The organism is Paenibacillus sp. FSL K6-1558 (assembly GCF_038002565.1).
In the GTDB taxonomy this organism is placed as follows: domain Bacteria; phylum Bacillota; class Bacilli; order Paenibacillales; family Paenibacillaceae; genus Paenibacillus; species Paenibacillus polysaccharolyticus.
The window spans coordinates 3,825,599-3,851,292 of record NZ_JBBOCV010000001.1 but is presented as its reverse complement, the minus strand read 5'-3'; the positions used below and the strand labels follow the sequence as shown (position 1 = coordinate 3,851,292).

22 protein-coding genes are annotated in these 25,694 nt (G+C 47.2%); 1 reads left to right on the top strand and 21 read right to left on the bottom strand.

The genetic code is table 11. The features are described from left to right. Positions 1 to 24: 24 nt before the first annotated feature. The 19 genes from ftsH to pth all read right to left on the bottom strand — a co-directional run bounded on the left by ftsH (position 25) and on the right by pth (position 22,606). Entirely contained in the window at positions 25 to 2,067 is a 2,043-nt protein-coding gene (gene ftsH, locus MHI38_RS16575; RefSeq protein WP_221788856.1) for an ATP-dependent zinc metalloprotease FtsH, read from the bottom strand. A gap of 100 nt (positions 2,068 to 2,167) precedes the next feature. Then, on the bottom strand, positions 2,168 to 2,707 hold the full coding sequence (gene hpt, locus MHI38_RS16570) for a hypoxanthine phosphoribosyltransferase (RefSeq protein WP_216520627.1): 540 nt from the start codon (positions 2,705 to 2,707) through the stop codon (positions 2,168 to 2,170). Positions 2,708 to 2,759: 52 nt separating this feature from the next. Beyond that, positions 2,760 to 4,199, bottom strand: coding sequence for a tRNA lysidine(34) synthetase TilS (gene tilS / locus MHI38_RS16565; protein WP_090924625.1), 1,440 nt, complete (start codon positions 4,197 to 4,199; stop codon positions 2,760 to 2,762). Positions 4,200 to 4,242: 43 nt separating this feature from the next. After that, positions 4,243 to 5,190 (bottom strand): protein kinase domain-containing protein, encoded by a 948-nt coding sequence (locus MHI38_RS16560; RefSeq protein ID WP_154960443.1) that lies wholly within the window; start codon positions 5,188 to 5,190, stop codon positions 4,243 to 4,245. After that, the gene (locus tag MHI38_RS16555; RefSeq protein WP_154960444.1) at positions 5,174 to 5,926 is read right to left on the bottom strand and encodes a VWA domain-containing protein; all 753 of its coding nucleotides are present in this window, start codon (positions 5,924 to 5,926) and stop codon (positions 5,174 to 5,176) included. Before MHI38_RS16555 ends, MHI38_RS16560 begins: the two co-directional genes overlap by 17 nt. Before the next feature lie 84 nt (positions 5,927 to 6,010). Further along, positions 6,011 to 8,518, bottom strand: coding sequence for a stage II sporulation protein E (spoIIE, locus tag MHI38_RS16550; protein ID WP_221788853.1), 2,508 nt, complete (start codon positions 8,516 to 8,518; stop codon positions 6,011 to 6,013). 498 nt (positions 8,519 to 9,016) lie between these two features. Next, a complete protein-coding gene (locus tag MHI38_RS16545; protein WP_090924622.1) occupies positions 9,017 to 9,544 on the bottom strand; it encodes a S1 domain-containing RNA-binding protein in 528 nt (175 codons plus the stop codon). 198 nt (positions 9,545 to 9,742) lie between these two features. Continuing rightward, positions 9,743 to 10,078: a septum formation initiator family protein gene (locus MHI38_RS16540; RefSeq protein ID WP_090924621.1), complete on the bottom strand. Its 336-nt coding sequence runs from the start codon at positions 10,076 to 10,078 to the stop codon at positions 9,743 to 9,745. After that, entirely contained in the window at positions 10,071 to 10,664 is a 594-nt protein-coding gene (gene yabQ / locus MHI38_RS16535) for a spore cortex biosynthesis protein YabQ (RefSeq protein ID WP_221788850.1), read from the bottom strand. The genes MHI38_RS16540 and yabQ overlap by 8 nt, the downstream gene beginning before the upstream one ends. Further along, positions 10,661 to 10,945: a sporulation protein YabP gene (yabP, locus tag MHI38_RS16530; RefSeq protein ID WP_090924619.1), complete on the bottom strand. Its 285-nt coding sequence runs from the start codon at positions 10,943 to 10,945 to the stop codon at positions 10,661 to 10,663. Before yabP ends, yabQ begins: the two co-directional genes overlap by 4 nt. A gap of 169 nt (positions 10,946 to 11,114) precedes the next feature. Then, positions 11,115 to 11,393 carry an RNA-binding S4 domain-containing protein gene (locus MHI38_RS16525; RefSeq protein ID WP_341181447.1) on the bottom strand — a complete coding sequence of 93 codons (279 nt, stop codon included), beginning with the start codon at positions 11,391 to 11,393 and terminating at the stop codon, positions 11,115 to 11,117. Further along, positions 11,393 to 11,665 carry an HU family DNA-binding protein gene (locus MHI38_RS16520; protein ID WP_090924617.1) on the bottom strand — a complete coding sequence of 91 codons (273 nt, stop codon included), beginning with the start codon at positions 11,663 to 11,665 and terminating at the stop codon, positions 11,393 to 11,395. The genes MHI38_RS16525 and MHI38_RS16520 overlap by 1 nt, the downstream gene beginning before the upstream one ends. Positions 11,666 to 11,969: 304 nt before the next feature. Beyond that, positions 11,970 to 13,463 (bottom strand): nucleoside triphosphate pyrophosphohydrolase, encoded by a 1,494-nt coding sequence (gene mazG, locus MHI38_RS16515; protein ID WP_341181446.1) that lies wholly within the window; start codon positions 13,461 to 13,463, stop codon positions 11,970 to 11,972. A 234-nt stretch (positions 13,464 to 13,697) separates the two neighbouring features. Beyond that, complete coding sequence (locus MHI38_RS16510; RefSeq protein ID WP_341181445.1) at positions 13,698 to 15,485, bottom strand: putative polysaccharide biosynthesis protein; 1,788 nt, start codon at positions 15,483 to 15,485, stop codon at positions 13,698 to 13,700. 335 nt (positions 15,486 to 15,820) lie between these two features. Then, positions 15,821 to 16,363: a stage V sporulation protein T gene (spoVT, locus tag MHI38_RS16505; protein ID WP_090924614.1), complete on the bottom strand. Its 543-nt coding sequence runs from the start codon at positions 16,361 to 16,363 to the stop codon at positions 15,821 to 15,823. A 345-nt stretch (positions 16,364 to 16,708) separates the two neighbouring features. Further along, positions 16,709 to 17,854 carry a peptidylprolyl isomerase gene (locus MHI38_RS16500; RefSeq protein ID WP_154892091.1) on the bottom strand — a complete coding sequence of 382 codons (1,146 nt, stop codon included), beginning with the start codon at positions 17,852 to 17,854 and terminating at the stop codon, positions 16,709 to 16,711. Then, a complete protein-coding gene (mfd, locus tag MHI38_RS16495) occupies positions 17,838 to 21,365 on the bottom strand; it encodes a transcription-repair coupling factor (RefSeq protein ID WP_154960448.1) in 3,528 nt (1,175 codons plus the stop codon). The genes MHI38_RS16500 and mfd overlap by 17 nt, the downstream gene beginning before the upstream one ends. A 341-nt stretch (positions 21,366 to 21,706) precedes the next feature. Beyond that, a complete protein-coding gene (locus MHI38_RS16490) occupies positions 21,707 to 21,937 on the bottom strand; it encodes an anti-sigma-F factor Fin family protein (protein ID WP_090924611.1) in 231 nt (76 codons plus the stop codon). Between the two features lie 108 nt (positions 21,938 to 22,045). After that, on the bottom strand, positions 22,046 to 22,606 hold the full coding sequence (gene pth / locus MHI38_RS16485; protein WP_341181444.1) for an aminoacyl-tRNA hydrolase: 561 nt from the start codon (positions 22,604 to 22,606) through the stop codon (positions 22,046 to 22,048). 116 nt (positions 22,607 to 22,722) lie between these two features. On the opposite strand from pth, the gene MHI38_RS16480 reads away from it, so the two are divergent. Next, positions 22,723 to 22,923: a hypothetical protein gene (locus MHI38_RS16480; RefSeq protein ID WP_090924609.1), complete on the top strand. Its 201-nt coding sequence runs from the start codon at positions 22,723 to 22,725 to the stop codon at positions 22,921 to 22,923. 104 nt (positions 22,924 to 23,027) lie between these two features. On the opposite strand, the gene MHI38_RS16475 is transcribed toward MHI38_RS16480, so the two are convergent. Both MHI38_RS16475 and glmU read right to left on the bottom strand, forming a co-directional pair. Then, positions 23,028 to 23,981: a ribose-phosphate diphosphokinase gene (locus MHI38_RS16475; protein WP_017691370.1), complete on the bottom strand. Its 954-nt coding sequence runs from the start codon at positions 23,979 to 23,981 to the stop codon at positions 23,028 to 23,030. 99 nt (positions 23,982 to 24,080) lie between these two features. After that, positions 24,081 to 25,472, bottom strand: coding sequence for a bifunctional UDP-N-acetylglucosamine diphosphorylase/glucosamine-1-phosphate N-acetyltransferase GlmU (gene glmU / locus MHI38_RS16470; protein WP_373323339.1), 1,392 nt, complete (start codon positions 25,470 to 25,472; stop codon positions 24,081 to 24,083). Positions 25,473 to 25,694: the final 222 nt, after the last annotated feature.

Below are 25,694 nucleotides of genomic sequence, written 5' to 3'. Positions count from 1 at the left end.
TCACATGACCAGACATGTTACATATTAAGATGTTGGCTTTGAGCCACCATCATTCGGATCATTGCTGCCCTTATCCAGGTCAGGAGCTTCGTTTGGAATATCTCCAGCTGGTGGCTCAGATGTTTCATCTTTGCCTTGAATGCGAACGCGAACATCACCGATGTTATCAATGATTGGCTCGCCGCCTTCATTTGGCGTACCTTCTCCTGAGTTATCGCCTTCTGCTTTTGGTGTCAAGGAACCTGTTTCAATCAATTGCTTGATCTGATCCATTTCCAGTGTCTCCACTTCAAGCAGTGTTTCAGCGATCAGATGCATCTCTCTTGTATGTTTGGTAAGGAGAGCTTTACACTTCTCATAACAGTCGTTAATAAAGCGTTGCATCTCTTGGTCGATCTCATATGCGATGGAATCCGAGTAATTCTGTTCATGACCGATATCCCGTCCAAGGAATACCTGTCCTTGTGAACTTCCGAATTGCATTGGACCCAGTTTCTCACTCATACCGTATTCCATAACCATGCTACGAACGATACCTGTCGCTTGTTGGAAGTCACTGTATGCACCGGTACCGATCTCACCGATAAACAATTCTTCCGCCACGCGACCTCCGAGAAGTCCGGTTACTTTATCCAGCAACTCCTGTTTGGTAACGAGCATACGGTCTTCTTTTGGCAACATGATTACATATCCACCCGCACGTCCGCGCGGAATGATGGTCACTTTATGTACCATATCAGCATGTTCCAGGAAGTATCCTACAATGGTATGGCCTGCTTCGTGATAAGCAACAATGCGTTTCTCCCGATCACTGATGACACGGCTTTTCTTCTCCGTACCAACGATGACTCGGTCAATCGCCTCATCCACTTCACGCATGGAAATATCTTTTCTGTTACGGCGTGCTGCGAGCAATGCCGCTTCATTCAGCAAGTTCTCCAGGTCTGCACCCGAGAAACCTGTTGTACGCTTCGCGATGATGTCCAATTTCACATCTTTCGTGAGCGGTTTATTACGGGAGTGTACTTTCAGTACAGCTTCACGGCCCTTGACGTCTGGACGATCCACTGTAATTTGACGGTCAAAACGGCCTGGGCGCAACAACGCAGGGTCCAGAATGTCTGCACGGTTCGTTGCGGCAACGATGATAATACCTTCGTTTGCACCGAATCCGTCCATTTCAACGAGCAATTGGTTAAGGGTCTGTTCACGCTCGTCGTGACCTCCGCCCAGACCAGCACCACGCTGACGTCCTACTGCATCGATCTCGTCAATAAAGATGATACAAGGCGCATTTTTCTTTGCATTTTCGAACAAGTCACGTACACGTGATGCACCGACACCGACAAACATTTCAACGAAATCGGAACCGGAAATGCTGAAGAATGGTACACCTGCTTCACCGGCTACAGCACGAGCAAGCAATGTCTTACCTGTACCTGGAGGACCTACGAGCAATACGCCCTTCGGAATACGTGCCCCAACGGCTGCGAACTTCCGAGGGTCCTTGAGGAAGTCTACGACTTCAACAAGCTCTTGTTTCTCCTCGTCTGCACCCGCCACATCTTCAAATGTAACGCGCTTCTTCTCTTCATTGTAGAGGCGAGCACGGCTTTTACCAAAGTTCATTACTTTACCGCCGCCGCCTTGAGCCTGATTAAACAGGAAGAAGAACAGCAGGAACATAATGATCAAAGGAATAAAGGAAGTCAGCAACGTCAACCAGATGCTGTCACCTTTCATTGGTTCCTGATGATATTCAAATTTGTTAGCTTCACTTGCAGCTACAAGTTCGGTAATTGCCTCATCCGTAGGAGGAATATACGTTGAGAAATTTTCTGATTTGGCCCCATCAGGTGCTTGTTTGTATCGGCCGGTCACGAGATATGTCTGACCATTGAATTGAACAGTCACTTCGGCGATATTGTTGGCTTTAACCTCAGCACGAAACTGATCATATCTAGGGTTTTCTATAACATCGTTTCCATCTGTGATAAATCTAACTAAACCCACCACAACTAAAAAAAGAATCAAATAAAAACCAGAATTCCGGATGAACCGATTCATCCCCTACCTCCTCTCGAGACACTTTAATTATTTTAACATAGCCCGACATGGCTTCTCAATAGAAGCCAAGAACAGCTCAAGGCTTCGGCCTTACTAGATATCAGCTTGTGTAGATTTCTGGTTTCAGAATCCCGATATAAGGAAGATTCCGGTATTGCTCGGCATAATCCAGACCGTACCCCACGATGAACGCATCAGGGATATCAAAGCCCGTGTAGTGAGCTTCCAGTTCCACTTTACGGCCGGATGGTTTATCGAACAATGTCACCACACGTACGGTTTCAGCACCGCGGTTTTCCAACAATTCAATCAAATAGCTGAGGGTCAGTCCGCTGTCGATAATATCTTCGACAATCAGAACTTCACGTCCTTCAACGGATACATCGAGATCCTTGATGATTTTGACAACACCGGATGACTTGGTAGATGCACCATAACTGGATACGGCCATAAAATCCATCTCAACCGGTACCGTTATGTTCTTAACCAAATCAGCCATAAATATAAACGCACCTTTGAGCACGCAAATGACCAAAGGGTTCCGGTTAGCATAATCGGCACTAAGTGTTGCGCCTAATTCCTTAACCTTATTCTGAATTTCTTCTTCACTGATCAATACTTCTTGAATGTCGTTCTGCAACTGTGCGAACCTCCTAAGTTATACTATGAAAGCCTTACCTGAACCATAACCACTACCCCTGAATCGCTGAATCGCCTACAGTCATGTACAGGATTGCGGAAGTGCTCTCCCTGACAGGAGCCATATCGGACCGGCGAACACCCGGTAACCAGATGACATTGCCTGCTCCATCACAAACCACAGGAATGCGTGGTCTGACAGATGGGGGAATCTTCTCGTCGATGAAAATATTTTTCACCTTTTTGCTCCCGTTTAATCCCATTACCTTCATGGTATCTCCAGGTAACCGTGAACGTACAACCAGCGGCATCTGAAGCCCATTCGCATCAAATGCGGCCTGATCAGCCGATTCCGGTACATGATAGTTTTCGGGACTCATCGGCATCAACCGGATATATCGGTTAATCTCGGTGAGTGAAAGCTCATAAGTTCCGCTCCATTGTGCAAGACGATACTCGTAAGATTGACCCTGTGCACTTGCCCGTTCGCCAAAAGAAATCAGATCATACTCCCGGGCACATACGAGTGTCTGTCCTATATCCAGGCTCCAGGTCGTCACCTCGGTCTCCATGACCTTGCGCCGAATAGTTTCAATACGGGTAAAGTCGACAAAATCACTGTCCAAAGGCAGATAATTCAATATTAGTTTAATCAACCTTCGTTGTAAAGCGACATGTAACTTCAAGAAGGAAGGCACCTCAAAGGTCTGCCTTCCGCCGTTCACCTGCACTAGACACCTGTATGTGTCATGAGTACTCTGCTCCATGAAATCGTCTTCGTCACCCACAATTTCGGCAAGTCGATTCAGTGACGGCGTGAGTTGTCCATTATATTGCCCCAAAAATGGAAGCACATCCAGACGAATCGCATTACGCCGATATTTTCGTTGATCATTACTCTCATCATGAAAATAAGTAAAACCCTGTGTAATACAAGCTTCTACAAGGTCTGTCTTGTTTATACGAAGGCATGGACGGATAAGTTCCACATTTTTTTCACGACGTTTGAACTTCATACCTGCCAGCCCCGAAAGCCCGCTACCTCGGAGCAAATGAAGCATAACAGTCTCGGCCTGATCATCGGCATGATGTGCCAAGGCAATACTTGCTGCCCCATATTTGTCAGCCACTTCATGCAAAAAGGCGTAACGCCGGTTCCTCGCTGCCTCCTGTGGACCCTGACCTGTCTGTTTCATATAGGAAGGTATATCGGCTTTGACCCACTCAAATGCAAGGCCAAGCTGACGTGCCACATCCATCATCTGACGGGCCTCTTCATCCGACTCCGTCCGAAATCCATGATGTACATGGGCACAGATCAATTCAAGCGGCACATGTCGCTTGCTGATCTCATGCATGATATGCAAAAAAGCTACCGAATCCGGCCCGCCCGATACAGCGATGACAATCCGGTCCCCGGGAACCCATAACTGATGCTCTTCCGCTGCATCCAGTACGTTATCCACCAGTGTCTCCCAGCGTGAAGCTTCCATACCTGTTCCTCATTCCTTGCGTTATGTATATGCACGCCCAACATCAAAAACGTAGTGCATAGATAAGTACACCGATAAGTAGAATTACCGATAGAGCAAATGCATTTTTCAGCCATCGCGGTGTGCTGCTTCTGGAACGCCGGCGCATCTGTGTAGGACGTGCCATTAATTCCTTCCACGATTTTGCAGCATGGTCTGCATTCTGGAATTGTCCCCGTAGGGCCACTATAATCCATCCACGAAAAGGGGCCAGCCGTTCGCTTTTTTCCACCAACATCACAAGTTGACTCACATTCCGCAATTGTGGGAGGCCATCTGCAGCCAAAGACTTCAGCGCGTCCGCTTCCAAAATGTGAATCATCAAAAGCGCATACGCAAACACATCATATGTAGCATCCGCAGTTCGGCTACCTGCATTCCAAAATCCCCGGTCATACCATTCCGTGAACTGTTTAACGCTTCGTCCAATGGACGTTACCCCGCCATAATCAATCAGCTCAACATGACCGTAATCGGACACGAGTACATTTTGAGGTTTGAGATCACCAAATACCCAGCCTGCCTGATGTAATTGAGCGAGTCTCTGCAACAATCTTAATCCAACCAGCAGTGTCCAGTCCGTTCCCTGACGCCGAATGAAATGATGGAGAGCCTCACCCCGAACGTAGCGCATCACATAAAAAGGAATATCCCGTCCACGAACGGCATAATCATCCACATCTTTAAGATAGGAAGGAATGCCGCTCTGCCGAAGGGCTTCATGATTACGCTGTAATTGAAATGATTTGAGTACATTGATCTCCGATTGCAAATCAACCGGGTCAAATCCCATTTTGAGCGCATAATGTTTGCCATTCTCTCCACGCTGGACGAGGAAAACAACCCCATTGGCGCCTCTGCCCAGCAACTTTCGAATCGTATACCGACTTCGGTTCCATTTCCCCGTAATGACGGTTCCTGGCGGGAAAGAGGCATCAGACAACGTTGTCACCGAGCATCCCTTCTCTTTCAATGCGATAGTTCCCTTCTATTTCCTGCTGTTCCTCCAGTGTACCATAACGGTAAAAATCAATCACCTTCTGAATTGCAGGGCCTGTCGGTGTTGCACCCTTTGTTTGCAACCGTCCAAACAAGGAACGAACACGCCCGGGATCATCGGTCCAGTCGATATCCATTACCGCATCCTCTCCGCTGTGGCGACCTGGAAAATGAAATACAGATAAACGACTTTTGCCTACTCGTGCCTGCAGGCTTAACATCAAATCCCGAATCCCTTCTTCTACTGCTGCCAGTTTCGGTTTCATACTTGCACTGACGTCAATCAGAAGTGTGACCTGCAGGGCGGCATTTTCCGTCAGATTGTCAATCACTTCCACAACCTGTGAGCGCTGGGATGGTTCCAGATCCGTTACAGTCTTGGTCCCCTTCTCTCCCAAAATTTGTGTTAACTCTCTATTAACCGCCTGTTGAATGGTCTGAACCACTGTTTTTCTCGTCATCATCTGCATCGTATGGGCAAGCTGTCTTGTGCCTACAGTCTGACTGATGCCTCCGCCAGCTCTCGCAATATCCTCAATCTCCCGACTACCCAGCTCGCCAATCGTGCCATAATCAATTACACCTACGACATTGACTGTAATACCCTCTTCGCGTGCCTCCGCCGCTGCCAGTACCGGGCTTACCCCCACATTGGAACAACCGTCGGTGATCAACAAAATTTGTTTCATCCGATATCCCTCCGTTTTTCGTACTCTCCAACTCTATGACTAGCATTGCCACATTGAAGAGAGTTCAAACGGATTCGAATAGATTTAACTTACGGTGCGAGGACGCTCCATACGATTAATACCAGGCACACGTAAGGTGGCCCATTCCGGGCGATAATGTTCAACTTTGCCAACCACAACGGTCATGTCATCCAAAATCTCTTGCTGCTGATAGCGAATAACACTCTCAAGCAAGCAATCTGCGAGTTCCTGCGGATCATCCGTATGAATCTCCTGAATAAGTCGTTTCATCCATAGCTCTTTATTGACTGCATATCCTGGAGCATCATAGATGCCGTCCGTCATCATGATCAAGATATCACCCGGCTGTAACTGAAGGGTGACCAAATCGACCTCAATATCTTTAATGATCCCAATCGGTAGATTGCTCGCTGAAACTTGAATAACCTCCTGCCCACGTTTAATAAAGCTTGGGGTCGAACCAATTTTCATAAACGTTGTCTCTGCCGTATATTCATCGATCAATGCCATATCTACGGTGGCATACATCTCCTCTGGAGAACGCAGCATCAGCACAGAATTGACAGATTTGATTGCTAATTTCTCGTCCATGCCCGATTGAAGCAGTTGCTCCAAAATATTTAATGCAGCACTGCTCTCCATACGAGCCCGTTCCCCGTTGCCCATCCCGTCACTAAGTGCCACTGCAAACGTACCGTTGCCAAGTTCCACAGTGCTGAAGCTGTCTCCCGACATCACATCGCCTCCTTTAGCGGCGGCAGCTACACCTGTCGTGATCTCGAATGTCTTCGCTGAACCGAAGGTTACGGTTGCCAGTCCCTGACGGGGATCAGTCATGGTCTCATGCAACACAGCAATATGCTCGTCCAGCACGTTAGAGATCAGCGGAGCGATCATTTTACGGCATTCATCGAATCCTCTCGTATATGCATGTACAATCTCAATCTCCACATTGCCAGCTTCCAGATTAATAATTTCTATAGAATGAATAGATAGTCCCAATGACTCCAGTGCATCCCGAATTTGTTCTTCCTGCTGTACCATCTCCTCACTTTCGCGTTGAATTTCTTTGGCCAAGTCCTCCATCACCTGTGATACACCTGACAATTGCTCAGCAACCAGCTGACGGCTGTCCATAATCTGGCGTTTCCATTGCATATTATGCTGATGCAGGCCATATTGGGCACGCATCACTTCGAGTACCTCCTCCGGTTTGGCACACACCCGGTTCCATTCCACCGGAATTTGGTCACCTGACATCTCCGGGTTTGTCTCAATGGAACTCATCACATCGGTCATATAGCTATACGTTTGAATAAACTTCGCATCCCAGCATTGCGCACGCTTGAAGCACCCCGCACAAGTACCCTCAGCAACCGCGTTCATGAAGTGATCCATCCCGCCTTCTTTATGTACCGGCTCCCCCGTGCCGGACATCTGATCGAAGCTGCGTGACAACTGACGGAATACCTGTGAGAAGCGTGTTACTCGCTCCGCCGTAATATCCCGAATGCGTTTCGCATATTCATGCTGGGATTTGGTATGATCCTGTGTGCCTGGTACGTATTTGGAGATTGCTGTGAACATGCTTTTGGGTGTTAACATAAACAGGACGATAGCTGCACACGTCTCCCACAAGGAATTCATCACGTCACTTGGGCCGCCCAAGTAAATCGATAGAATAGATGAACCTAGCAACATTCCTAGGGCAACCCCCATACGTTTCCCCTCACGAAGCATACCTGCCAACATCCCGGCAAAAGCAAGCAGACTCATCTGATACACGGCAGACATATCGGCGAGACTCAGAATTAACCCCGTAATCACTCCAACCGATGCACCCAGGGGGGCTCCGCCCACCAGCGCAAAGACGAGAATGAGATAACGGGAAAGCATATGCTCCACCGAAAGAGACTGAATGGTCCACCCAACTGCCCCAGTCATCACGGAAGCCAGCAGGATGATCAGACACAAAATCTCCTCGTTCTTTAGGCTGAACTTTTTTTTGCGATACGTAAAAATGGGGATAGCCTGAATGAATACAAGGGTTAATACGAAACTTAGCACGGAATCCATGGTGAGCATCAACATCGCATACCAACTGAACGAAGGCCCAATCACAACGGCGAATAGCTTCACCATAAAAGTTGTCGTAAACACCATCACTGGTGCATAAGATAATTCAGCACGGTCGTAAGACTCGAGCCCTCGGAACAGCAGATAGAAGATGGCAATCTCAGAGGCTACAATTAGCGAAACCGGGAATGGTGCAAACAGACTCCCTGCGAGTAATGCCGCACCAACGGGTATCATATAATCCCTGCGCATAAAAGCAATCACGGCAAAGTATGCAATCGCAAAAGGAGTTAATTCATTGAGGATCATCGCCTTTCCCAATAAGAACCCCATAAAAGTAAGTAGCAACACCCACTTGCGAGATGCCACAGCCTGGACAGCCTTGCGGGAACCCAGCCACTGTTTCAGACGTACCGACAGCTCCTCCCGAGCTGCAGCACCCCCCTTGCCTGCTTTCATCCCCGGAAATTGAATGACATTCCACTTCTCCATCATGCTCAAGGCACCCCATTCGATTATTTGATTTCGTGTTTCACTCTCGATGGTTCTGATTATAGATAGAATAGAAGACATAGTTTGTCAGAATAGCTGGACGAGCTTCAAAAAGTTTACGACAAAAGAAACCGCTGCGGCGCGATGGTGTGAAACCCTCGGCCTTATTGTGCTTTCCAGCATTTTTGAGCAAACTGTTGAACGGTGGCATGTCTGATTTTGAACGAGAAGTTAGAGGGTGTCGTCATGATCTGAGCAGAATAACTGGAGAATGCCATGGAAACCTGTCGGTAAAAAATGGGAGACGACAAATGTTCTTATTCTCCCCTGCACAATGTAAATCATGAAGAAATCATGTCGCGTTTTACCTAAAAATAAACTCCTAGCCGATGTTTCATCGAAATATGAAATGGTCATCAGATTATATAAAATAAGCACAAAAAAACCGTTAGCCAGTAGGCTAACGGTTTTACTTATATATTCAAATCAGGTTGAAACAGATTACACACGCTTAGCGCCGCGGCCACCACGTTTGCCTTCTGTATTCTTCTTGAGCGAAGAGATCCGTTCCTCGCTATCTTTCAGGAAGCGTGACATTTTATCCTCAAATGAAGGTTTGCCTGCTGCGGGCTTGAAAGAACGGCCTCCGCGGTCACGGTTAAATCCACCGCCGCCACCACCACGACCTTGGCCACCACTTGGGCCTCCGCCGCTGAATCGTTCGCGATCTCCTCCACTGCGTTCCGGTCTAGGAGCTCTTGGGGGTCTGGATTGAGTTTGTTGCTCTACCGGTTTGTCAACAGCCTGTTTGATGGAAAGTCCGATCTTGCCGTCTTTGTCAACGTTGATAACCTTTACTGTGACTTGGTCATTCAGCTTCAGGTGGTCGTTGACATCTTTGACGTAATTGTCGGCGATTTCCGAGATGTGAACGAGACCCGTGACACCTCCTGACAGATCCACAAATGCTCCAAAATGCGTGATTCCTGTCACCTTGCCCTCTAACTTGGTGCCCACTTCAATTGCCATAGAATAAAATGATCCTCCCTTAAAAATATACAACCCGATTTTTTGAATGCCAAAATCATGCTGTGCTAAATGTAATTATACCTTATGCCATAAACCAAGGTCAACTGAGCACTACCCCATTGTAACGCCTATTTTTTCCGGTTTACGCGCATAAGACTCATGGAAAACAAACCTTGCTTAGCAAAAGACTGGATTCCATCAGTTCCCTGACCCTTCGACCTGAATTGGTGTTTCTTCAGGAAGATAGTAACCTTTTTTTCGTGCCAGCTGTCCTATGTATTCAGGGTCCTTCAACCGACTGACCTCATACTTCAGCTGCTCGAGCTGTTTCTGCGTATCCTGCTGCGAAGTTTGCTGTGTGGCCAAGTAATCACTCTTGTCCGAAATTTGCGCATTCTGTACAAGAAACGTATATCCTGCCCAGATCGCGAATACAGCAACAAATGTCAACCAAAGCATCAGACGCCTTCGTGCACCAGCAGATTTTCCCTGGTTAGCTGGGCTCTTCTTACTACCCACAGGTGTTCTACTCATTCCCCGGACGACCTCCTTGAAACCAGCGTTTCCATATCGCTGCAATTCTTGTACCCGCTTGGATCATCCATCGAGGCGTTACCCAATATCTCAGTAGCGGCCTAAACATCCAGCGGAACAACTTGCCGAAAGGGATTAAACATTGCAACACCAGCTTGCCCAGGAATAGCAGGATCGCGATGATGAAACCAAATATTACACGAACCAATCTGTATATTCCCTTCGCTGGCACAACAATCAGGATGTTAAGGATATGTCCACACCACTGGATGAGTGTTCTCGCGAGTTTAATTAACATTACCACAAAATGCTGGGTTGTAACACTTAAAAGCCAAAAATAGAAGCAAACTCCGATAATCAGCCCCAAAAAGACATAAAACCGCAACTGTCCGTGGTTTCCGGCATACAACATCCGGAAAACGAACAGTGCGGAAGCGACCCAATACAACAGGTCTAACGTGTGGATGCTCCACCTCGGAAATCGCAGCTGTCCTGACAGTACCCGGTAACTGTCATAAGCTACACCCATCACAACTCCCGATAACACCATCCAGGTCAGTGTGATCCACTGCGCATCCAGAATCATCGGAACATCTTGCCAAACAGGCCTTTACTGTTTTTGGACTGGGAACCGGGATCGAGATACTGAAGTGAACTAACCGTACCCTCAATGGATAAAAGACCTTCCTCCAGGCTCAGGTTCTTGATATGTAAATTGTGCCCCCGGATCGTCAGATGCCCAAGTTCGGTCTGTAGCAAGAACTCCTCACTGTCAAAGCTCTCCACATTCGAAACCCCTGTTAGATCCAGCAGTTTCCTATTTTGCATGTTTAGATAGTGTTGTTTAGCTTTTCCGTGCTCAGCCATGGCATGTACCCCTCCTTCTTTTGTACCTAGCTTATGGATGAGATACCCAGATTAGAACTCCTGTCTCTTTGATCTTTCCATTTGTCTCTGGGAAAAAACATAAAAGCGTCCTCCCTTTACTGGGAGAACGCTTCATTTAAATGATCTAAAGATGTATCAGAAATTTCTGTTACCAATCCATCCCGTTATCCTTGGCAATCGGCTCTTCCTTAACCAAGGTATAGAGGCTGCTTGCCTCATCCTTCTTGGTACTCTCAGAAAGACGCTCCACCTTCACGGTGACTAGCTTCTGACCGAACTGAACCGTCAGCTCATCGCCTACCTTTACAGCAGCGCTGGGCTTGGCTTCCCGTCCATTTACAAGAACACGTCCCTGTTCAGAAACGTCCTTGGCTACAGTACGGCGTTTGATCAACCGAGATACCTTCAGGAATTTATCAAGACGCATTATTTTACAGCTTCTTTAAGTTTGTTACCTGCTTTGAATGCAGGAACAGTGGACTCAGGAATCACAATCTCATTCCCTGTTTGTGGGTTACGTCCCGTACGACCAGAACGTTTGCGGGTCTCAAAAGTGCCAAAGCCGATCAATTGTACTTTGTCTCCGCTGGCAAGTGCATCTGTAATTTCTCCTAAAAAGCCGTTCAATACGGACTCGACATCTTTCTTTGTCAAACCGCTTTTGTTTGAAATGTTGTTGATCAGGTCTGTTTTGTTCATGTTAAAAGCCTCCCAAATTGAAAAAAAAGTATCTGCGAGCCTTGGCTGTTTTAAAATAACCAAGTTGATTCTCGCACGGTTACTACACATGTATTCTGGCTTTCATGCTAAATTCCTGCCTTGACCAACGACTTTTTTTAACTTATGCCGTTGCATGACAGAGAATCATCTTAGTCCAGTACCCGATATGATGTCTCTTCAAACACCAGACTCAATATAATGCTGAACACACGTTCGTATCATCATAACACACTGCCGAGCCTGATGGAATACGGTGTCTGGGTATTTTTACAAATCAGTAAAATCAGAGCCCGGCCTTCTTTGCCTGTTGCCAGAACCGTTCCATCTCTTCTACCGTACTTTCCGCAGGTGTTTTGCCCTGTTCACGCAACCGATCCTCAATGTACTGAAACCTTGCCACAAACTTGCGGTTCGTGGCGGCAAGAGCCTCCTCCGGATCTGTGTCAATAAAACGTGCCACATTCGCCGTGGCAAATAACACATCACCGAGTTCAAGCTTGCGTGCTTCTGCATCATGCCCTTGCTGTACCGCTTCTCTGAGTTCAGCCAGTTCTTCTTCGATCTTGGCAAAAACGCCCTCCACATCATCCCAGTCAAAGCCAACTTTGGCGGCCTTCTTCTGGAGCTTATATCCTTTCATAAGTGCAGGCAGATCACGGGGGATACCGTCCAGTACGGAAGTTTTTTCTACGTCCTGGCCTTTACGTTTTTTCTCCTCTGCTTTCATCTGTTCCCAGTTTTGCAGGGCTTCATTCGCGTCTTCGGCTTGATTATCGCCAAATACGTGCGGGTGACGGAAAATCAACTTGTCATTAAGTCCTTCTATAACGTCATATACGTTGAATGTGCCAACCTCTTCCTCCATCTGAGAATGCAACATAATTTGCAACAACAGATCACCCAGTTCTTCTTTCATGTGATCCGGGTCATCCTCATCAATAGTTTCAATCACTTCGTATGTCTCTTCAATCAGGTTTTTACGAATCGACTGATGTGTCTGCTCCTGATCCCATGGGCAGCCACCCGGACTGCGAAGAATGTTTACGATCTCGTGCAATCGCGCGAAAGAACGGCGGCGTAGTGCATCATCTGTATTTTTCGGCACATAGATCAGCGACAGGTTCCCATATCCGGGGGTACGATCCAACTCATGCAGTGGTACCTTATGGATGACTTCCTGATCTTGTACACCAAGTGCATGACCCACAAACACCGGATAATCATCCGGGTATACTTCCATTAGACATAGCTTCACATCGGATGCAGTAAAACCGTCGTAGACTTGTCCAATCAACGTATGCAGCTGGGGTTGTATCAATTCGGGGCTGAGGCTACTTGCATCAAGCAGTTGAAAGCCTTCAATAGGGTCGAATCCAAGTCGGATAAAGGCTTCATCCAGGAAGCTCTCTCCGCCCATAATACGTAAGGAAATGCCCTGCTGCGGACAACGTTCTTTCAAAAGTCGTACACTGGCTTCGGCCACCATTGGATGGCCTGGTACAGCATAGACAATCTCGGTGCCTGCATCGCTGCTACGAGCCGCGTCGATTAATTGGTTCGCAATCTCATCGTAAACCTCCGGGAAGGAGGATTTGGACTCATAGATTGTGTCAAACGACGTCATCTCTAGCCCTTCCTGCTGTAAATCATTCAAGACAGGATGATCCAATGTGCGTACATACAATGTAGCCGCATGTTTCATTTTTTTAATAATACCTAAAGTCAGTTGGTCCGCATCTCCAGATCCAAGACCTACCACTGTCAAAGCTGCACTCATTACACTTAACCTCCATCCGAACCATCCTGCTTTTCCGAGCGACCTCTAACTCATGTACCATTTCAATGTGCGCATGAGCATCTCTCTTTTTTATCTGAACAGGATGGCGCTCAATAATTAAACGTATTATACCAGAATCTGTCTACATCCTATAATTGCATCCGCGTAGCTGTTTCATCGCTGTTCAATCGTACTGGCTCTCCATCAACTTACACTATAGCAACTATGATTTGGCTAGTGCAGTACACGCAGTCTGCGCAACAGCTGCGCCAGACGCGGCCCCAGCTTCGGCAAGGCCGCCAGCTCTGCGGCGGTCAGTAACCCTGTCCGGGCCGCGGCCAGCACAAACACGGCTGCGCCTGCGGCAATGCCCAGCAGGCTCACGCCCATCGCAGCCAGCCGATGCGTGGCTGCGATGCCCAAGCCGCCGAGCACTGCTTCGGCGGCCCAGGCCATGCCTAGCGCCGCCAGGCTCATGGCGGCGATCACCAGCGCCGGCTTCGCCAAGACGGCGCCAAGAGCAGGGCGCATGGCGGTGAGCCGCGCCAGAAGCACCACATTCAGGCCAGCCGCCAGCATATAGGCGGCTGCCCCTGCAAGTGCCGCGCCGCTGATGCCTAGCGCTGGCACAAGCATGACGTTCAGCAGCACCTTGACGCCTGCGGCGGCCAGCATGCTGAACGCAGGAGCACGCACGGCGCCGAGGCCTTGCAGCAGCGCCGCCGCGATGATGCTGACGGTGCTACCTGCAGCCGTCAGCGCCATATACCGCAATGCTTCGGTGCCTGCGGCATCCCCGTACAGCATGCGGTTAATCGGGTCTGCCAGCACCGCAAGTCCTGCAGAGGCTGCCAGACCGATCAGCCAGAACCAGCGCAGCGCCATGCCCGCTTGCTTCCTGACGGCTTCTGGCCCGCCCTTCAGGCGCGCTTCGGCCATCGCCGGAATAAACAGCACCGAGAGTGACGTGGCAAGCATCGTCACCAGCTGCACCAGCGGCAATCCGCGGTTGTATATGCCGAAGGATACCATCGTTTGCATATCATCCAGCCCTTCACCACGTAGCAGACGTGGAACGGTAAAGGTGTCCACCAGATTCATCAGGGGCACTGCCAGCGATCCAAGACAAACCGGAATGGCATAGACAAGCAAAGTACGCATCCATTCGGCATTTGAGCGTCTGATCTTCCGAACTTGACCGCTTCCTCCAACTACTGCAACGTCATGTTCCACTACTTCGGTATGCCGATCTGCCCCTGAATCCAAAGACTCTTCACATACTGCCTCGCCCTTTTTCTTGCGATCTTCTATGTACATCGGCTCTCTATCCATCGAATGTACTTCCTGCTCTTTCCGCCGATGTCTATATACGAATCCCAACATGACAATGAGCCCTGCACATCCTCCGGCTACCGAGCCTAACATTGCCCCGGAAGCAACCGTTTCAAGCGAAGCATCCTGGCGGATCAGCCATAATAACACCACAATCATGACCGTGACCCGCACCGTCTGTTCGACCACCTGAGATACCGCTGTAGGCACCATCTGCTGCATCCCCTGGAAGTATCCACGTAAACCCGTCATCAGCGGTACACATAACAAGGCCAGGGATGCTGCACGGATGGAAGGAATCACATGCTGATTCCCAATCAGACCTGCAATCCACGGCGCACTTCCATACATCACCATCGCGGTAATCATGCCTAATCCGCCAAGCAACATCGAAGATATTCGTATAATTCTTCGGCTCTCGTCTGGTCTGCCGAGGGCATTCTGTTCAGCTACAAATTTGGATACAGCCAAGGGCAACCCAGCCGCAGCCAGCGTAATAATGAGCATATATAACGGATAGACCGTATTGTAGATACCAAAGACACCGTCTCCCCCCAGATTTTGAAGAGGAATTTTTTGAAAAGCACCAATGATTTTGGAGATAATGGCGGCAAGCCCAAGGATAAAAGCACCCTGTAGCAGCCTTGTTCCTGAAGATGGCTGTTTTGTCAATTTCCCGGTTCCTTCCATGTGTATTCTGGCATTCAACGAAGCATAAAGCTTCCTTTGCTATTATACCTGCCAGAAGGCACACAATACGAACATCCTTTGAGCCACAACCTGTGATCAGATCAAAACCTCTAGCCTCCCTGAAAGAAAGCTGCATCGGAAGCATATGCCTCGCCTTTATCACCGGATTTTCCCCCTTTGGAAAAGGAAATCCAAAAAAAATCCTGGGGATAACCGCTACTCTCCAGGTTATTCTGTCATCGGAGTACCTGTGTAAATACCTATAGTTCAACTTATATGTAAAAAGCAAAAACTCCCGTATGCCCGGTTCAGGCTCACAGGAGTCCATCTGCTATCTATTGTTCCATTTGTTTGCCAAGGAAGCCAGCAGCCGTCTCAGCCATTTTGGTCTCCATCTGAGACATCTTCACGGATTCATCCTTGTTGAACAGGATAACGGTTCCGATGGGATCACCACCAGAGATAATTGGCGCGATAACAAAAGAGGATAACGTCTCGTCATGATCTTTGCTAAGCTCATAAGTACCATTGGTTGCTTCCATAATTGTCTTACGGTTTTCCATGCAACTCTCCACAAGGCTGCCAACCTGTTTATCCAAATACTCTTTCTTGGAGCCGCCTGCCACCGTGATAATGGTATCCCGGTCAGAAATCATCGTAACGTGACCTGTACTCTCATACAACGATTCCGCATATTCTTTGGCAAAATCACCAAGTTCGCCAATAGGCGAATATTTTTTAAGAATAACTTCTCCATCCCGATCCACAAAAATTTCAAGCGGATCTCCCTCACGAATACGCAACGTACGACGGATTTCTTTAGGAATGACCACACGACCCAGGTCATCTATACGGCGGACAATACCAGTAGCTTTCATTTACATGTTGCCCCACTTTCTCGAGAAGATTTTTCAACTACTGTTCCTTAATGGGTAGAGGAAAGTCCCAGAACGTTTAGTGTGATTTCTTGACCATAGTATTCATCTGTTCCCATATCCTTATACATGCTTTGCGGAATATCGTGGTTTAACTTTTTTATAAAGTAATAAAAATTGTATCTCCAGTCGTTTACGCTCCATGTAAACCAAAAAACGAAGCAACAGAAAGAACCGTAGTTCTCCCTGTACTTCGTTATAGGTTGTCCATATTACGGTGAATATAACCCGGTTCAGCAAGCTTCTTAGGCTTCTCTGAAACGCATGTTAAAATCACTGTGAATCAGACTATTTACTGCTTGTACCTTCTTCGGTTTTTGCATCTTTGTCTGTTCCTGTTGTACCTTGATCTGTTTTTGCATCTGTACCTTTAGAATCGGTTTTTGATCCATCTGTTTTCGTGCCTTCTGTACCAGTACCTGTCGAACCTTCAGTAGTGCCTTCCTCTTTTTTCTCCGTTTTTGGAAGTTTCACTTCTTTGATGATTTTATCCAGCTCTTTTTGCATAAACGTATCGATTTGAGCAGCCGCCAGTTGGCTTTTCAGTGTCTCTTTTTGCTCTGCCGTCAACTTGGAGTAATCTGCTTCCGTACGTGCTTCCACTTTCATGATGTGATAACCGTACTCTGTTTCAACCGGATCACTGATTTTGTTCAGCGGCAATGTTTTTGCAGCTTCCTTGAAAGAATCTACCCAATTCGCAACAGGTGTATTTTCATAAAGTCCGCCTTTTTCAGCAGATCCCGGATCTTCGGAATATTTTTTCGCAATCTCAGCAAAATCAGCGCCGCCATCCAGTTTCGCTTTTACTTCTTTTGCAAGCTTCAACGTGTCTTCTTTTTTACGATCTTTTTGCGTTTTAGGATCTTTAAAAGTAATCAGCACATGACGTACAGAAGCTGTTGTATACTGATCTTTGTTTTTCTCAAACTCTGCCTTCATGGCATCTTCGGTTACGCCTGTTTCTTTATCTTTGATTACCGTCATAATACGGGTCATGTAATCTTTAATGTTTTGGTCTGTCAGTTTTTGAGTCTTTAACATTTCAGTCCATTGCTCTTCCTTCACGGAAGCCTTCATTTTGTCGAATTGTTCAGATGCTGTTTTGGCTCCAGCCGTTTTGGCATCTTCACTTGCTTTGCCACTCAAATATTCATAAGCAATCTCTTGCTTCACGAGATATTCTTTAAAATCATCCATCTCCATCATTTGTGCATATTCCGGATAGAGGAATTTCATGACACGTTGTTCCATGTCGAATTCATTCGCTGTAATTGTGCCACCATCATACGTAGCTACAACAGCACTTTTATCTGTTGATTCCGGTGCTTTTGCTTCTTCCTTCTTGCCACATGCAGCAAGCAAGGACAGGGACAGTACTGCTACCATACCTACGGACAGCACTTTTCCCACTTTTTTATACTTTGCTAACATCTTTTAGTTCCCCCTTTGATTTAAAAGCAGTCTTCATGGATTCCAGAAACTTTTCTACCAGCTCCATCAGTTGCTTATCCCCAAGACCCTTGCCTTTGACATGAATCAGCATATGGGGTCCTTGTTCAAATTGTACACGTCTTTCGAACTGATTTCCAATGTGTGCGATTTTTGACAACTCGAAGGCATGTTCACGTCCTTCATAGAACTTGACTGTAAGATCATCGCCACGCTGTGTGATGGACTCAATACCATAGATTTTGCCATACACTTTGAGGCGGGCTACTGCCATCAAATTAATTACAGCTTCCGGTAAATCACCGAAGCGGTCAACCAGTTCGTCTTCCAGTTCCATTGCATCGTCGAAGGAAGCAATCACTGCGACCTTTTTATAGATCTCAATCTTCTGAATACTGTCATAAATATAATCCGATGGCAAGTAGGCATCGATACTGAGATCTAGCGTTGTATTCCACTGATCAGAAGGAACGGGCTCTTCACCCAGCATGGTAACTTTACGTTTGTTAATCTCTTCCGCCAGCATCTGTGAGTACAGATCGAACCCGACGGAGGCGATAAAGCCATGCTGTTCTGCTCCAAGCAGGTTACCGGCCCCACGGATGGACAAGTCTCGCATTGCAATTTTGAAGCCTGAACCAAGCTCTGTGAATTCCTTGATCGATTGCAGACGCTTCTCGGCAACTTCGGTTAACACTTTGTCCCGTTGGTATGTGAAATACGCATAGGCAATCCGGTTAGACCGTCCTACCCGTCCACGCAACTGATACAGCTGGGAAAGTCCCATTTTGTCTGCATCATGCACAATGAGTGTATTTACATTCGGAATGTCCACACCTGTTTCAATGATACTCGTGCTCACCAGCACATCATACTCTCCGTCCAGGAAGTCGAGAATCGTCTTCTCCAGCTCGGTTTCTGTCATCTGCCCATGCCCAACACCCACTTTGGCTTCTGGCACCAGATCCGAGATTTCGGCTGCCATCTCCTGAATGCCTTGTACCCGGTTGTAGAGATAATATACCTGACCACCACGCGCCAACTCACGCTCAATCGCTTCACGAACAAGAGCCTGACTATGCTCTACCACGTAGGTCTGAACGGGGAAACGGTTCTCTGGCGGTGTCTCAATAACGGACAAGTCACGTACACCCAACATGGACATGTGTAAAGTACGCGGAATCGGGGTTGCCGTGAGGGTCAACACATCCACGTTGGTTTTGAGCTTCTTGAGCTTCTCTTTATGTGTTACACCAAAACGTTGCTCCTCATCGACAATAAGCAATCCCAGATCTTTAAACACCAGATCCTGTGACAGCAAGCGATGCGTACCAATAACAATGTCTATTGTACCGGCTTTGATACCTTTGGCGGTCTCATTCTGTTCCTTGCGGGAACGGAATCGGCTAAGAACATGAATGTTAAACGGATAACCGGAGAACCGCTCACGGAACGTTTCATAGTGTTGCTGAGCTAAAATTGTGGTCGGAACCAATACCGCTACCTGTTTGCCCTCGATTGCCGCTTTAAATGCAGCCCGAATCGCAACTTCAGTTTTCCCGTAACCAACGTCTCCACACAATAAACGATCCATGGGACGGTTTTGTTCCATATCTTTTTTGATTTCTTCAATCGCGCGCATCTGATCACGTGTCTCATCGTAAGGGAACATGTCTTCGAATTCTTGTTGCTCTGCGGAATCCTTGTCGAACCCATAGCCTTTAGATGTTTGACGTTCTGCGTACAGCTTGATCAGATCATCGGCGATATCCTGAACGGATGAACGAACCTTATTTTTAACCCGTGTCCACTCGTTACCGCCCAGCTTGTATATTTTAGGCTCCTTCTCTTCGGAACCCACATATTTCTGAATAAGATCAATCTGTTCAATCGGAACAGACAATTTGTCGCCGCCTGCATACAGAATGTGCATGTAGTCTTTGTGAATACCAGCAACCTCAAGCGTACCAATCCCGAGGTATTTACCAATTCCGTGGTTCTGGTGAACGACATAATCGCCCACTTTCAGCTCGCTATAGGATTTGATACGCTCGGCATTATCGATGTTTCGAATCGGTTTACGGGCTTTACGCTGCTTCTGTGAGAACATCTCACCTTCTGTGATCACCGCCAAATGAATGGACGGCATCTCAAATCCCGTTTGCAAATTGCCATTCAGCATCTCCGGCTCAGGAATGTCGTAATCCTGCAATACCCGGCGCATCCGGTCCATCCGTTCCTCACCATTCGCAAGCATCAACACCTGAACACCGGCTTTCTGCCAGCGTTCCATCTCCGCCTTCAGCACGTTCATCTGTCCGTGGAAATCCTGCATGCCACGGCTGATAAAGTTCAGAATATTCTGTGGCTGGGTATGCGGAACCTGACGCAAAAAGATCGACATAAAGATGGTCTGGAATGGACGCTCATAGAGCAAATCATCCCCATCTGCCGATAACGGCAGATCCGGCAAGGTTTTACCATTTTGCATCAGATGCAAGTTCCACTCCGATTCGTCTCTGTCCAGTTGTTTCGAGGTTTCCGACAATCTCGCCGGCTCATCCATCACTAGAATGGTATCTTCTGGCATATAGTCATAAATCGTTTTATTTTCAGGATAAAGCGGGGAGATGTATTTGTACATTTCCGAAAAGTAGACATGCTGACGCAGCAACTCAATCTCCCGATGCATCTCTTCCCGAAGGCGCAACTTGGCCTGGCGATCTGTCATTTTCTCCAGCTGCTGTTCAAGCAAAATTGCTGCCGTATCCGCTGCCTTCTCCATACGCTCCTGATCAGCGATTAACTCTTTACATGGCAAAACAGTAATTTCCTCTATCCGTTCAATGGAACGCTGATCCGCAGGGTCAAATGTACGAATGGAATCGATTTCGTCGTCAAATAACTCCACCCGATATGCAATCGATGAAGTCACTGGATAGAAGTCGATAATGCCTCCACGTACACTCATCTCTCCGCGAGATTCAACTCGCTCAACACGTTCATAGCCAAGCGTTACCATCTCAAGCAAGAACGAATCCAGTTGAAGCGTGCTGCCTTGCTTAATCTGGATATGTGCATTTGCCATGACTTCCGGGAGCGGAACATAACGTCTTACCCCTGAAAAAGGAATGACAACAATGCCCCTGAAACCCTGGGCGCAACGAACCAATACTTCAATGCGCTGAGCAAGTGTCTCCGGACTAGATACCGCTGCCTCAGCAGCAACAAGTTCATTCGCAGGATAGATCAACACCTGATCTGATGAAAGCGCTTCCTGTAAATCTTCCGCTATTTTTTGTGCGGCAAACATATTATGTGTCACGACGAGCAGTGGTCGATCCATCTCTTGGTGCAGCGTAGCCAGCATGATCTGACGAGCCGAACCGGATAGGCCCGAAACCAATTGCTCCTTCATGCCGGATTTAACCCCGGCTGTAATGGACGCAAAGTCCGGATCTTTGGAAAAAGCCTGTATGAGTGCTTGTAACAAAAGGGGCACCTCTCTTATAACTTTCTTGATTATAGATTATTGCACATCGATGTGCAGCATCTTCGGTCATTGGAATTTTTTAAAAACTGGATACTTATTCCTTTTTGTCCTGTTTCATCATAAAGGATTACTCCAAACATTTCCACATCTGTTCCTACAGGACCACTCTGAATCCTATTACAAAGTTGAATATACCCTTGATTCTGTCCCAACTGAAAAGAAGCCTCAGCAGGCTGCCAAGGCTATAAAAAGGGCAAACCGCTGTAACTGCGGTCATCCTCTCTGTCATTTTTCAACATTTATCCATTCCATAGCATTAATTAAATCCCTACAGGCAATAGCTACTGGAGCGGATTTGCAAGCAGGCTCAGCTCGGGGTTGTGTTCCAACGCTTCCTTACAATAATCGCATGTAATCCGAACGGTAACATCACCACCGGAATTATACGCTATTATATCCCTCCGCTCGTCGGGGGTCAAGAAATGAAAACCGAGCTGTGCTTCCGTAATTTTAGCCGAATCAATCTGGCCAATAAAGGTACGGCAATGCCGACATACATAATTCACTGACATAGTTATGCCTCCTGAACATGGTTTATACATCCAGTATGCCCAGGTTGTCCGAATCAAAGTCGTCAATTAATCTTTTTTTCAGTGTAAATTCCATATTACTGGAATGCATCAGCCGTTGAATTTCGCCATCGTTTGCTCGAACGTATTCGTCAAACTATATTCCAGCGCATCACATGTTTGCTCAATCGTCTGCTCCAGCGCTTCTTTTTCTTTCTTCATGAACGTTGACAGTACGTAGTCTACAATGGCATGTCCCGAATCAGGCCTTGATATCCCCATACGAACCCGGTTGAACTGCTGTGTACCTGTGTGCTGAATAATGGACTTGATTCCATTATGTCCACCGGCGCTACCCTGATAACGCAATCGTAACTTGCCTATTTCTGTATCCATATCGTCGTATACAACGATTAGATCTTCCAGGTTCACTTTATAAAAATCCATATAAGCTCGTACCGATTCACCCGAGAGGTTCATATAGGTCATCGGTTTGATCAGTACTGTTTTGACGCCTCCAATGTTGCCTTCTCCGATCAGTGCTTTACACTTGTTCTGTGTAATCGAAATGTTATGGCGATCTGCCAATCGATCCAGTGCCATAAAACCGATATTATGCCGGGTTTTGGCATAGTTTGAACCTGGATTCCCAAGTCCGACAATCCACTTCATCTTGTTCCCTCCTTCGAGCATCCATTAGGTGAGGCATAGACTTCGAATGTTATATTTCATATAATATCAGGAAAGTACGTATTGAACATTTATCCACCCAGGAAGGTGAGCGGGTTTTGCGCGAAGATAACGGACAACTGACTCAACATAGTGACTTTATTTATCATCTGGAACATCACGTGCCTGTGCAGGTGTACGACCGTGATACCCATATCGAGATTGGTGTGATTACCCGTTTCGATAGTCAATTTGTCGAAATTGCCGATACACTCTTTCACAGACGCCGCTTCCGTTTTATTTCCCGCCCGGGATATTAATGCGCCAGGCGGTTTTCTATCACATTAAAAACGGCACGCCGACAGGGGTTACATTTTCCGTTCAACCGGAAGACGTAACCCCTCTACTACTTTATGCAGACATCCTATTCAATTTCAAACAGCTTGCTGATTGACAATTCCTCATGAACCCGGATGATGGCTTCCCCAAGCAATGGTGCTACAGAAAGCACTTTAAGTTTGCTTGTTGGATTTGCATGTGTAATTGGAATTGTATCCGTCACGATGACTTCCTTCAGCGGTGCATTTTCCAAACGTTCCATCGCAGGGCCAGACAATACCGGGTGAGTACAGCATGCATATACTTCCTTCACGCCGCCTTCCATCAGAGCATTCGCTCCCAGTACAATTGTTCCGGCAGTATCAATGATGTCATCTATCAGAATCGCTGTTTTGCCTTCGATATTACCGATAATATTCATAACTTCGCTGACGTTCGGCTCAGGACGACGTTTGTCGATAATCGCAAGCGGTGCATTCAGGAAATCAGCCAGTTTGCGCGCACGAACCACACCACCGTGGTCAGGTGACACTACAACCGGGTTTTCGATCTGTTTCGAGCGGAAATATTGCGCCAGAATCGGCACACCCAGCAGATGATCGACTGGAATGTCGAAGAATCCCTGAATCTGCATCGCATGCAAATCCATTGCGATTACACGTGTTGCGCCTGCTTTTTCAATCAGGTTGGCAACCAGCTTGGCCGTAATCGGGTCACGTGAACGTGCTTTGCGATCTTGGCGCGCATAGCCGTAATACGGGATAACTACGTTGATTGTTTTGGCCGATGCACGTTTTAATGCATCAATCATGACCAGCATTTCCATCAGATTGTCATTAACCGGCAAGCAAGTTGACTGCACGATATATACGTGGCAACCACGAACACTCTCGGAGAGTTTCACTTGAATCTCGCCATCACTAAAGCTGGTTGTATGAGATTCACCCATAGGAATCCCGATATAATCAGCAATTTGATGAGCAAGCTTGGGGTTAGAATTGCAAGTAAATATTTTTAATTTCGAGTCAAAATAAGTCATAAAATAAAAACCCTCCGTGCTGGTTCATTGGAATCTATAAGCGTCTGCGACATGTCGGCACCTCCCGGGTAACGGGAGGCAATTGGTTATCAAAACCCCTTATTCGGGTTTGGCGTTTTGTTTCTTGGCTTTTGCACGTCCGCGGATTTTCTCCGCATAACCTGCTTTGTTTTCCTGACGTGGACGAGCAATCGCCAGATCATTCTCAGGAACGGAATGTGTTACGGTGGAGCCTGCAACGACATAAGCGCCTTTACCAACCGTAATCGGTGCGATCAAATTAACGTTGCTACCTACAAAAGCATCATCTTCAATGGTTGTTATAGCTTTATTATATCCATCATAATTGACCGTTATTGCCCCGCAACCAACATTTACGTTCTTACCTACCTGCGCATCCCCGATATAACTGAGATGTGACACTTTAGATCCTTCATCAATTGTAGCATTTTTTACTTCAACAAAGTCACCAATTTTTACGTTACGACCTAACTTGGTGCCAGGGCGCAGATTGGCAAAAGGACCTACGGTTGCATCAGGACCAACTTCTGCCTGGGATAGCACCGAATGTTTAATCGCAGCACCATCTTGGATGATACTGTCTTCAATATCTGCATGAGGACCGATATGACATGCTTCACCAATCGAAGTAGTGCCTTTAAGAACGGTTCCCGGATACAGTACTGTGTCTGATCCAATCGTAACATCTGCTCCGATATATGTCGATGAAGGATCAATAATCGTTACCCCGTTCAACATATGGCGCACAGCCAGACGTTCCCGCATATATGCTTCTGCTTGTGAAAGAGCAAGTCTGTCATTAACCCCGATGGATTCAGCGATATCGTCAGACATATAAGCTTCGACGACTTCGCCCTCGCTCTTGAAAATGCCGACAACGTCTGTCAGATAATACTCGCCCTGCGCGTTCTGGTTCGTAACCTTCTCCAGTGCGGCAAACAGCTTTGCATTGTCAAAGCAATACGTGCCTGTATTAATTTCCTTTACGGCATCTTCTTGCGGTGTGCAATCCTTTTGTTCAACGATTCGTTGTACGGAACCATCTTGCCCGCGGATTACGCGTCCGTATCCCTTAGGATTATCGAGCTCAGCTGTGAGTACTGTAGCGGCTGCGCCACTTTCCTCATGCAACTTCATCAGACCTTCCAACGTTTCGCTGGTAACGAGAGGTGTGTCGCCACAGACTACAATCGTTGACCCATGTTCATTACCGAGCAGGGATTTGACCTGTTTCACGGCATGACCAGTACCGAGCTGTTCCGCTTGAAGAGCGTACTCCGCTCTGGAACCTAAAAATGACTGCACCGCTTCGGCCCCATGTCCGACAACAACTACGCTGCGTTCAACGCCTGCACGAAGCGCTGCATCCAGCACATGTCCGACCATCGGTTTACCGCATACGGGATGCAGTACTTTGTACAATTTGGATTTCATTCGTTTGCCCTGCCCTGCGGCTAGAACAATTGCCATGCGTTTCAAAATTAACGACCTCCTGTTCTGAAAACCCCATTGAATTCCTTACACATTCATCTCCAATGAGAATCATTCAGCCGGCTTCAAGCCGGTCTTGTTCATCGCCTGCTGTCTCTGTAATCACGCGTAACAACATAGTCACGAGTGGATCATGACCTCATAAGTAACGCCGTGTACCTGCGAGCTTAACTGAATCCCAACGATTCCTAAGATGCCGCT

What these genes read in the sequence shown, in the direction of transcription:
- ftsH (WP_221788856.1), bottom strand. Translation starts at nt 2,067, where the DNA reads ATGAATCGGTTCATCCGGAATTCTGGTTTTTATTTGATTCTTTTTTTA.
- tilS (WP_090924625.1), bottom strand. Translation starts at nt 4,199, where the DNA reads ATGGAAGCTTCACGCTGGGAGACACTGGTGGATAACGTACTGGATGCA.
- MHI38_RS16555 (WP_154960444.1), bottom strand. Translation starts at nt 5,926, where the DNA reads ATGAAACAAATTTTGTTGATCACCGACGGTTGTTCCAATGTGGGGGTA.
- spoIIE (WP_221788853.1), bottom strand. Translation starts at nt 8,518, where the DNA reads ATGATGGAGAAGTGGAATGTCATTCAATTTCCGGGGATGAAAGCAGGC.
- MHI38_RS16545 (WP_090924622.1), bottom strand. Translation starts at nt 9,544, where the DNA reads ATGGCAATTGAAGTGGGCACCAAGTTAGAGGGCAAGGTGACAGGAATC.
- MHI38_RS16540 (WP_090924621.1), bottom strand. Translation starts at nt 10,078, where the DNA reads ATGAGTAGAACACCTGTGGGTAGTAAGAAGAGCCCAGCTAACCAGGGA.
- yabQ (WP_221788850.1), bottom strand. Translation starts at nt 10,664, where the DNA reads ATGATTCTGGATGCGCAGTGGATCACACTGACCTGGATGGTGTTATCG.
- yabP (WP_090924619.1), bottom strand. Translation starts at nt 10,945, where the DNA reads ATGGCTGAGCACGGAAAAGCTAAACAACACTATCTAAACATGCAAAAT.
- MHI38_RS16525 (WP_341181447.1), bottom strand. Translation starts at nt 11,393, where the DNA reads ATGCGTCTTGATAAATTCCTGAAGGTATCTCGGTTGATCAAACGCCGT.
- MHI38_RS16520 (WP_090924617.1), bottom strand. Translation starts at nt 11,665, where the DNA reads ATGAACAAAACAGACCTGATCAACAACATTTCAAACAAAAGCGGTTTG.
- mazG (WP_341181446.1), bottom strand. Translation starts at nt 13,463, where the DNA reads ATGAGTGCAGCTTTGACAGTGGTAGGTCTTGGATCTGGAGATGCGGAC.
- MHI38_RS16510 (WP_341181445.1), bottom strand. Translation starts at nt 15,485, where the DNA reads ATGGAAGGAACCGGGAAATTGACAAAACAGCCATCTTCAGGAACAAGG.
- spoVT (WP_090924614.1), bottom strand. Translation starts at nt 16,363, where the DNA reads ATGAAAGCTACTGGTATTGTCCGCCGTATAGATGACCTGGGTCGTGTG.
- MHI38_RS16500 (WP_154892091.1), bottom strand. Translation starts at nt 17,854, where the DNA reads ATGTTAGCAAAGTATAAAAAAGTGGGAAAAGTGCTGTCCGTAGGTATG.
- MHI38_RS16490 (WP_090924611.1), bottom strand. Translation starts at nt 21,937, where the DNA reads ATGTCAGTGAATTATGTATGTCGGCATTGCCGTACCTTTATTGGCCAG.
- pth (WP_341181444.1), bottom strand. Translation starts at nt 22,606, where the DNA reads ATGAAGTGGATTGTCGGACTTGGGAATCCAGGTTCAAACTATGCCAAA.
- MHI38_RS16475 (WP_017691370.1), bottom strand. Translation starts at nt 23,981, where the DNA reads ATGACTTATTTTGACTCGAAATTAAAAATATTTACTTGCAATTCTAAC.
- glmU (WP_373323339.1), bottom strand. Translation starts at nt 25,472, where the DNA reads ATGGCAATTGTTCTAGCCGCAGGGCAGGGCAAACGAATGAAATCCAAA.